The organism is Bradyrhizobium sp. (assembly GCF_052389815.1).
Classification (GTDB): Bacteria; Pseudomonadota; Alphaproteobacteria; order Rhizobiales; family Xanthobacteraceae; genus Bradyrhizobium.
The window spans coordinates 1-7,869 of the sequence record NZ_JBQTHN010000075.1 but is presented as its reverse complement, the minus strand read 5'-3'; the positions used below and the strand labels follow the sequence as shown (position 1 = coordinate 7,869).

The following is a 7,869-nucleotide window of genomic DNA, read 5'->3' as shown; positions in this document are numbered from 1 at the left end:
TCTGGGTGAAGAAGTGCTTGCGGATGCGCTGCACCAGCTCCGTGAACACGGGGTCGGCCATCGCATCGAGCGAGCGCGGGCGCGGCAGGGGCACGTCGTAGATCGCCGCAATCGCGCCGGGGCGCTCGGTCATGACAAGCACGCGGTCGGCGAGGAACACGGCTTCCGGGATAGAGTGCGTGATCAAGAGCACCGTCTTGCCGGTCTCGCGCTGGATGCGCATCAATTCGACATTCATCTTCTCGCGCGTCATGGCGTCGAGCGCGCCGAACGGCTCGTCCATCAGCATGATCTTCGGGTCGTGCACCAGCGCCCGGCAGATCGAGGCGCGCTGCTGCATGCCGCCGGAGAGCTGCCAGGGCAGCTTCTTCTCGAACCCTTCGAGGCCGACCAGCTTCAACAGCTCTTTCGCCCGCGGCAGATATTTGTCGCGCGGCAGCCGCTTCATGTCGATCGGCAGCATCACGTTGGAGAGGATGTTGCGCCAGGGCAGCAGCAGCGCGTTCTGGAACACGATGCCGACATTGCCGTGGGGCTTGGTCACCTTCTCGCCCTCGACCAGGATTTCGCCCGTAGTCGGCGGCAACAGGCCGGAGATCATCTTGAGCAGCGTGGACTTGCCGCAGCCGGACGGGCCGACCACGACGAAGAACTCGCCGTCATTGATGTGGAAGTCGAGCGGCCGCAGCGACGGCACGTCGCCGTCGCGCGATCGGTAGGTCTTCGACACGCCGGAGAGCGTTATCCCCGACGCGCCACTGCCCGAAGCGCGGTCCTGCACCAGGCGCAGATGCGCGCCTGGCTGGACCGCGGTGTTGCTCGCTGCGTTCATCACTTACTTCGGCAGGTAGTCGTTGGTGTAGAACGCCTTGGGGTTTTCCTTGGCCTTGGCGTCGAGCCCGCCATATTCGACCAGCGTCGCTACCGTGTCGCTCATGTTGGCGTCGGTGACCTGGAACGGCCGCTTGCCCTTGGTCTCGGCGGTCCGGTACAGCGGAATGGTCAGCTCAAAACCCTTGGTCAGCGTCTCGATCTTGCCGCCCTTCGGGTTGGCGTCGAGGATCGCCTGCGCGGCGGCCTTCGGCTCCTTCTCGGCGGCTTCCACCGCCTTGGTCGTCGCCGCCATGAAGCGCTTGACGAGATCGGCGTTGGCCTTGACGTAGTCGGCGTTGGCGATGACGCCAGAACAGACCATGTTGATGCCGTAGTCGGCGAACTTGATCGCGTTGACGTCCTTGCCGGTGGCGTCCTTGATCTTCATCGACTGGTCCATGACATAGCCGAGCAACAGGTCGGCCTGTCCGTTGATGACGGCGTTGAGCTTGGTCTGCGCATCGCCCGCCACGGTCTGGAAATCGCTTTCCTTCAGGCCGGTCTTCTTCAGGAACAGCGGCCAGATCTGCGTCATGGAGTCGGCCGGCGTGATCGCGACCGTCTTGCCCTTGATATCCTCGGGCTTCTTGATGTTCTTCTCGACGAAGCCCATGGCCGACATCGGGCTGGTCTGCAGCAGCACGCCGGTGGAGACGACGGGGGCGCCCTTGATCGCAGCGCGCATCATGGTGGGCACGTCGACATAGCCGAAATTGGCGGTCTTCGCCGCCACGGCCTGCGTGGTCGCCGCCGAACCGCGGCCTTCCTGGATTTCGAGATCGATGCCTTCGGCGGCGTAGATGCCCTTGGCCTTGCCGTAATAGAACGGCGCGTGCTCGCCATAGACGTACCAGTTCAGCATCAGCACGACCTTGTCGGCGGCTGCCGCTTGCTCGGTGAAGGCCAGCGTTGCCGCGGCCGCTAGAAGTAGTTTCCTCATGGTTTTCTCCTCCTCCCGTTGTCTCACTCTTTGTTTTCGTCATTGCGAGCGAAGCGAAGCAATCCATCGCTCCGCACGCACTGACATGGATTGCTTCCGCCTTCGCTCTCCGAGCTTCGGCGGACTCCAAGCCCGGCGTAGCTTGCGCAGCAAGCGTAGACGGGTCGTCGCTTCGCTCCTCGCAATGACGGCTCCAATCTCATGAGGTGAAAACAATTTCCCGCTGGCTGACGTGCCAGGGAATGACCAGGCGCTCGATGCGGTCGACGACCCAGAACAGGATGACGCCGAGCAGCGCGAGGATGAACAGCGCGGCAAACATCGTCGGCAGGTCGAAGGTTCCAATCGAGCGCTGCATGACATAGCCGATGCCGGAATTGGAGCCGACGAACTCGCCGACGACGGCGCCGACCACGGCAAGCGTCACGGAAACCTTTAGGCCGGCAAAGATCGCGGGCATCGCGTGCGGCAAGTTCACGGCGCGGAACACGGCAAAGCGGCTGCCCTGCATGGCGCGGGCGAGATCGACCATGTCGGGGTCGACCGACTTGAAGCCCTGCACGGCCGACACCACGACCGGGAAGAAGCCGAGCAGGAACGCCGAGATCACCTTCGGAATGATGCCGAAGCCGAACCAGACCACGAACAGCGGCGCGATCGCGATCTTCGGCACCGACTGCGAGAACACCAAGAGCGGATAGACGTAACTCTCCACCGTCTTCGACCCCGCGATCAGCATGGCGATGGGAATGCCGAACACGGCCGACAGCAGGAAGCCGCAGAGGGTGGCGTAGGTGGTCGGCCAGGACTGCCGCAGCAGTTCCGGCCACTCGGTCCGGAGCACGGCGACGACGTCGCCGGGCGACGGGATCTGGTAGGCGGGAATCCGGAACACCCGGATCGTCAGGTCCCAGAGCACGACGATGAAGATCAGGAACAGGAAGGGGCGGACCCAGGCCGCATTCAGCAGCCTGGTCACGACATTTGGGCCCTCCGGCTCGGCCATGTCTCACTCCCCGTTCGAAGGCGGCTTGTTGGCGACAAATTAACCCGTTGGATAATTACTGTCCAGCCATCTTGGCCGAGCAAAATTGCCGCGAAATGTCGCGCTCGGATGGAACGGGCCGCGGGATCAGGCGGTATGATGTGCCGGAGAACGCAGTTTCGGCGGCTTTTCCTTGTCCGCTTCCTTTGCGGTTTCCTTGGCGAAGGACGCCGCGGATTTGCCGGTCAGCGCCGCCAGCACCAGCGCCACCATGTGCTGGAGCCGCTCGTCCTTGGCCTCCTTGGCCAACAGGTCGCGGCCGAAGATGACGCTGAGCGTGGCGCTGTTGGAGAGATAGAAGAAGCAGAGCGCGGCGATGGAAATATATAGCTGCACCGGGTCGATCGCGACGCGGAAATCGCCGCTCTCCACGCCTCGCCGCACCACGGTTCGGATCATCTCCACAAAGGGCGAATGCATCGATTTGACCTTGGTGGACCGTTTGAGGTGCTTCGCCTTCGCGAGGTTCTCCGTCTGCAGCAGCGCAGGGAACTCCGGATTGCGCAGGATATAATTCCAGGTGAAAGCGATCAGCCGCTCGATCGCTTCCGGCGGAGCCAGATGCTCGAGATCGAGCTCGCGCTCCTCGGCGCGGATCTTCTCATACGCGCCTTCGAGGACCGCGAGATAAAGGTCTTCCTTGTTGCCGACGTGGTAGTACAGCATGCGCTTGTTGGCGCCGGCCTTGGCCGCGATGCGGTCGACCCGGGCGCCAGCCAACCCATGACCGGCGAATTCCTGCTTGGCCGCCTCGAGGATGCGCAGCCGCATCCCCTCGGGGTCGCGCTGCCACTTCAGTACTCGCTTTCGCTTGGCCAAATCGGTCGCTCGGTGGTGGCGGGTGAGCGACGTGTAACACGGCTTTCGCGGTTCGCGAAATCATGCACTGCGGCAGGCATCATTCCACAGTCGCCAGTTTCGGCGCCGGCTGCACCAGCAGCGTCGGCACCCCGCAGGTGCCGCTCTTCACCGTCATCACCCGCGTGCCGGGTTTGCGGCCGACGCGTACTTCCGAAACGTCGACGCCGGCGGCCGCCAGCCGCGCATGCGTGGCGTCGATATCGAGCACGCGCCAGCAGATGCCGCGCAGGCGGTCGGGCCTGGTCTCGTCCGCCTTGCCGGGACGCGACGTCACTTCGACGATGAGATCGCCGCAGCGGAAGAACATCAGCCGTCCCCACTCCGGGTGCGAACGGTCGAGCGCCATGTCGAGGCCGAGCCGCGCACCGTACAGCGCGGCGGCGCGCTCGGGATCGGCCGTCGAGACCACGACATGATCCATCGCCGTGATCGACGCCGGCACGATGCGCACCGACAGCGGCCGCGGCTTTGCCAGCTCGAGGAAGAACATCCGCACGCCGCGCGTCGCCTCGGTGGCGGTGCGGGTGCGCTTCCACGACAGCGTGGCGCCGCTGACGTCGTCTCGGCTTTCGACTTCTGCGATCGCCTCGGGCTTCAGGGCGAGACGATCGAGCCGGCGGTGCAGCCTTGCGATGTCGTCGGTGCGAAAGCAAAGGCTCGCCAGCCCCTCGCCCTGCTCGGCCAGCAGCGTGCGGATGCGTTTTGCGGCATCGCTCTCGCCATCGGGCGCCATCAGCTCCAGCGTGGCATTGTCGAGCGTAAACAGCGTACGCGCCGCGCCGTCCCCCGCATTGCGCCAGGACGGCGCGCGGGCGAACAGCGTCTGGTAGGCCGCCGCCGCAGCTTCGATGTCGTTGACGAGCACGACGACGTGGTCGAGACTGGTGATCACGGAAACAGGCCTCTCGTATTCTTGGCAGCGCGCACCTTCTCGACGCCGATCGCCATCGCCGCGGTCCGGTGCGAAGTACCATCGGCCTTGGCCCGCGACAGCATCTGGTCGAAAGCGCGGTCCAGGATCTGGTATTCCCGCCGCGTCACCTCCTCCTCTTCCCAGAACAATTGCTGCAAATCCTGCACCCATTCGAAATAGCTGACGACGACGCCGCCGGAATTGCAGAGGATGTCGGGGATCAGGAACACCTCATTGCTGCGCTTTTCCAGCACGAGATCGGCTTCCGGCGTGGTCGGGCCGTTGGCGCCCTCGGCGAGGATGCTGCATTTCAGGTTCTCTGCCGTCTTCGCATCGATGACGCGCTCCATCGCCGCCGGCACCAGCACGGTGCAGGGAAGCGTGAGCACTTGAGCGGGGTCGAAGGCGAGCTGGTTGGAGAAGCCGGCAATGCTGCCGTGCGTGGTGGCGTGGCGCATCAGCGCGGGAATGTCGAGGCCGTCAGCGTCATGCAGCGCACCGGTATGGTCGCTCACCGCCGTCACCTTCAACCCGAATTGATAGAGCTCCAGCGCGGCATAGGAGCCGACATTGCCAAACCCCTGGATAACGGCGGTGGCCCGGTGCGGATCGATGTTCAATTCCTTCATCACCCGCTTGGAGAGATACGCGACGCCGCGGCCGGTCGCCTCGCGCCGGCCCAGCGTGCCGCCTGATGACACCGGCTTTCCGGTGACGATCTCGGTGACGGTCTGACCCTGGTACATGGAATAGGTGTCCATGAACCACGCCATCACCTGCTCGTTGGTCCCCATGTCCGGCGCCATCACGTCGGTGTGCGGGCCGACGAAGGGGATCATCTCCTGCATGTAGCGGCGCGACAGCGATTCCAGCTCGCGCCTGGAAATGGTGGAGAGATCGACGGTCACGCCGCCCTTGGCGCCGCCATAGGGCAGGCCCACCAGCGCGCACTTCCAGCTCATCCAGATCGCCAGCGCCGCCACCTCGCCGATATCGACCGACGGCGCAAATCGGGTGCCGCCCTTGGTCGGCCCCATCGTGAGGTGATGCTGCACGCGGTACCCCTCGAACACCGCGACCGTGCCGTCGTCGCGATGGATCGGGCAGGACACCGTGACCGCCCGCTTCGGCATCAGGATGCGGTCGCGCTCGTCCATGGGGATTTCGAGGTGGTTGGCGATGACGTTGAACTGCTTGACCGCCATCTCGAATACCGGGCCCGAATAGACCGTCATGTCGCCTCCCCGCGGGCGCAGCCGGAAACCAAAATCGGCATCCGGACGTTATGCATGCTGGCGCCTCGGGATGGTCGTAGTCTCCCCGCATTCCCATCTCAAGGCACAAAGGCAGCAGGATGCGATTTTTTTCGGCGATCATCTGCGATAAGCGGTGCTAATGTATCGGCGCCGGGCGGGATCCACTTTCAGCCCATGGAAGACGCATGCAGGCTCTCTTCATCGGACAGACCTATATCGACGTCACCTTCATCACCGACCACCTGCCTGTCGGCGACGAGAAGCACGTCGCCTCCGACTATGCGGTGTCGTTCGGCGGCAATGCGGTGACCGCAGCGTTCTGCTGCGCCAAACTCGGAATCGAGCCGGACCTGATCGCCACCGTCGCCAATGACTGGCTGGGGCGGATGTTTCAGGACATGGCGACGAAATACGGAATCTCGCTCCATCCACGCAAGGTGAAGACGTCCTCGCTTTCCTTCATCATGCCGAAGGACGGCAGGCGCGCCATCGTGCGATGCCGCGACGACCATCACATCCACCCCTTCCCGATCCTGAACCTGACGGGATGCCGCGTGCTGCATGTCGACGGCCATCAGCCCGATGCCGCAATCCACTATGCAAAGCTGTGCCGCGAGGCGGGCATCTTGACCTCGCTCGACGGCGGCGGACTGCGCAGCAACACGCATGAGCTGCTGGAATTCATCGATGTGGCGATCGTGGCCGAACGGTTGTGCGAGCAGATGGACATGACGCCGGATGCCATGATCCCCTACCTGAAGAGCCGCGGCTGCCGGATCGGCGGCGTCACCATGGGCGAGCACGGCCTGCTCTGGTATGACGAGAAAGGCGCAGTGACACGCCTGCCGGCGCTGCCGATCCCGCGCCATCTCGTGATCGACACCAACGGCGCCGGCGATGTCTTCCACGGCGCTTACGTCTATTCCTATCTCGCGCACCCCGAGAAAGGCTGGCAGCATCATTTCGAGTTTGCGCGCGCCGCCTCGACCTATAAAATCCAAAAGCTCGGCAACGAAGCGGGATTGCCGACGCCTGCCGACATCGACGCCGTGAAGCGGGAGTTTCAGGTCGCAGCCGGATAGCGCCGCGGGGGAGACGGCATGGGGCGGGTTTTCGTTGCCGGCAGCATCAATATGGACGTAGTGGCAACCGCCGAGCGTCACCCGAAGATCGGCGAGACCGTCGCCGGCAAGGAAGTGCTGTACTTCCCCGGTGGCAAGGGCGCGAACCAGGCGGTGTCGGCGGCCAAGCAAGGCGTATTGACGACGCTGATCGGCCGGCTCGGCGAAGATGCATTCGGCCGGGAGCTCCGAACCTTCCTTGCGGCACAGTCGATCGATCTGGGCCTGGTGAAGGAGACGCCGGGCGTTCACACCGGCACCGCCATAATCACGCTGGCCGACGCGGACAACACGATCGTCGTCGTTCCCGGCGCCAATGCGCGGGTCGACGAAGCCGATGTTTCGGCCGCGCCGCTCGCCAAGGGCGACGTTGCCGTCAGCCAGTTCGAGATCCCCCTGCCCGCGATATCCGCGTTCTTCAAGCGCGCCCGCAAGGCGGGGGCGACCACCATCCTCAATCCGGCGCCGGCGCGCGCGGTCGGGCCCGAACTGCTCGACCTCGTCGACATCCTCGTGCTCAACGAAACCGAGCTCGGCTTCCTGACCAAGAGAGAACTGCACGATAGCGACGAACCCGCCTACTTCATCGAGGCCGCGCGCCCACTGCGCGGCAAGGACAGGACCATCTGCATCACCCTCGGCCGCCGCGGCGTGCTCGTACTGGCCGGCGGCGAAGCGATGCTTGTGCCGGGACGCAGTGTGAAGGCGGTAGACACCACCGGCGCCGGCGATTGCTTTGTCGGCGCGCTGGCGGCGCAATTGGCGGAGGGGAAGGCGATCCGCGATGCGCTGAAATATGCCAATGCCGCGGCATCGATCTGTGTGCAGCGGATGGGTGCCGCGCCGTCGATGCCGACGGC

General features: G+C 64.4%; 8 protein-coding genes. 2 read left to right on the top strand and 6 right to left on the bottom strand.

The window, feature by feature from the left end; translation table 11 throughout:
• The 6 genes from ACT4OC_RS13380 to ACT4OC_RS13355 form a co-directional block, all read right to left on the bottom strand.
• On the bottom strand, positions 1-832 hold an 832-nt coding region (locus ACT4OC_RS13380; RefSeq protein ID WP_444839470.1), incomplete at its 3' end, for an ABC transporter ATP-binding protein.
• Positions 833-835: 3 nt separating this feature from the next.
• Positions 836-1,813 (bottom strand): ABC transporter substrate-binding protein, encoded by a 978-nt coding sequence (locus ACT4OC_RS13375; protein ID WP_444839469.1) that lies wholly within the window; start codon positions 1,811-1,813, stop codon positions 836-838.
• Positions 1,814-2,012: 199 nt separating this feature from the next.
• Positions 2,013-2,819 carry an ABC transporter permease gene (locus tag ACT4OC_RS13370; RefSeq protein ID WP_444839468.1) on the bottom strand — a complete coding sequence of 269 codons (807 nt, stop codon included), beginning with the start codon at positions 2,817-2,819 and terminating at the stop codon, positions 2,013-2,015.
• Positions 2,820-2,945: 126 nt separating this feature from the next.
• Positions 2,946-3,677 carry a TetR family transcriptional regulator gene (locus ACT4OC_RS13365; RefSeq protein ID WP_444839467.1) on the bottom strand — a complete coding sequence of 244 codons (732 nt, stop codon included), beginning with the start codon at positions 3,675-3,677 and terminating at the stop codon, positions 2,946-2,948.
• A 79-nt stretch (positions 3,678-3,756) separates the two neighbouring features.
• Positions 3,757-4,611: a VOC family protein gene (locus ACT4OC_RS13360; protein ID WP_444839466.1), complete on the bottom strand. Its 855-nt coding sequence runs from the start codon at positions 4,609-4,611 to the stop codon at positions 3,757-3,759.
• Positions 4,608-5,867 carry a Glu/Leu/Phe/Val family dehydrogenase gene (locus ACT4OC_RS13355; protein ID WP_444839465.1) on the bottom strand — a complete coding sequence of 420 codons (1,260 nt, stop codon included), beginning with the start codon at positions 5,865-5,867 and terminating at the stop codon, positions 4,608-4,610. The genes ACT4OC_RS13360 and ACT4OC_RS13355 overlap by 4 nt, the downstream gene beginning before the upstream one ends.
• 206 nt (positions 5,868-6,073) lie before the next feature.
• On the opposite strand from ACT4OC_RS13355, the gene ACT4OC_RS13350 reads away from it, so the two are divergent.
• Positions 6,074-6,970, top strand: a complete 897-nt coding sequence (locus tag ACT4OC_RS13350; protein ID WP_444839464.1) for a sugar kinase — start codon at positions 6,074-6,076, stop codon at positions 6,968-6,970.
• 18 nt (positions 6,971-6,988) lie between these two features.
• A partial coding sequence (gene rbsK, locus ACT4OC_RS13345; RefSeq protein ID WP_444839463.1) for a ribokinase occupies positions 6,989-7,869 on the top strand: 881 nt, incomplete at its 3' end.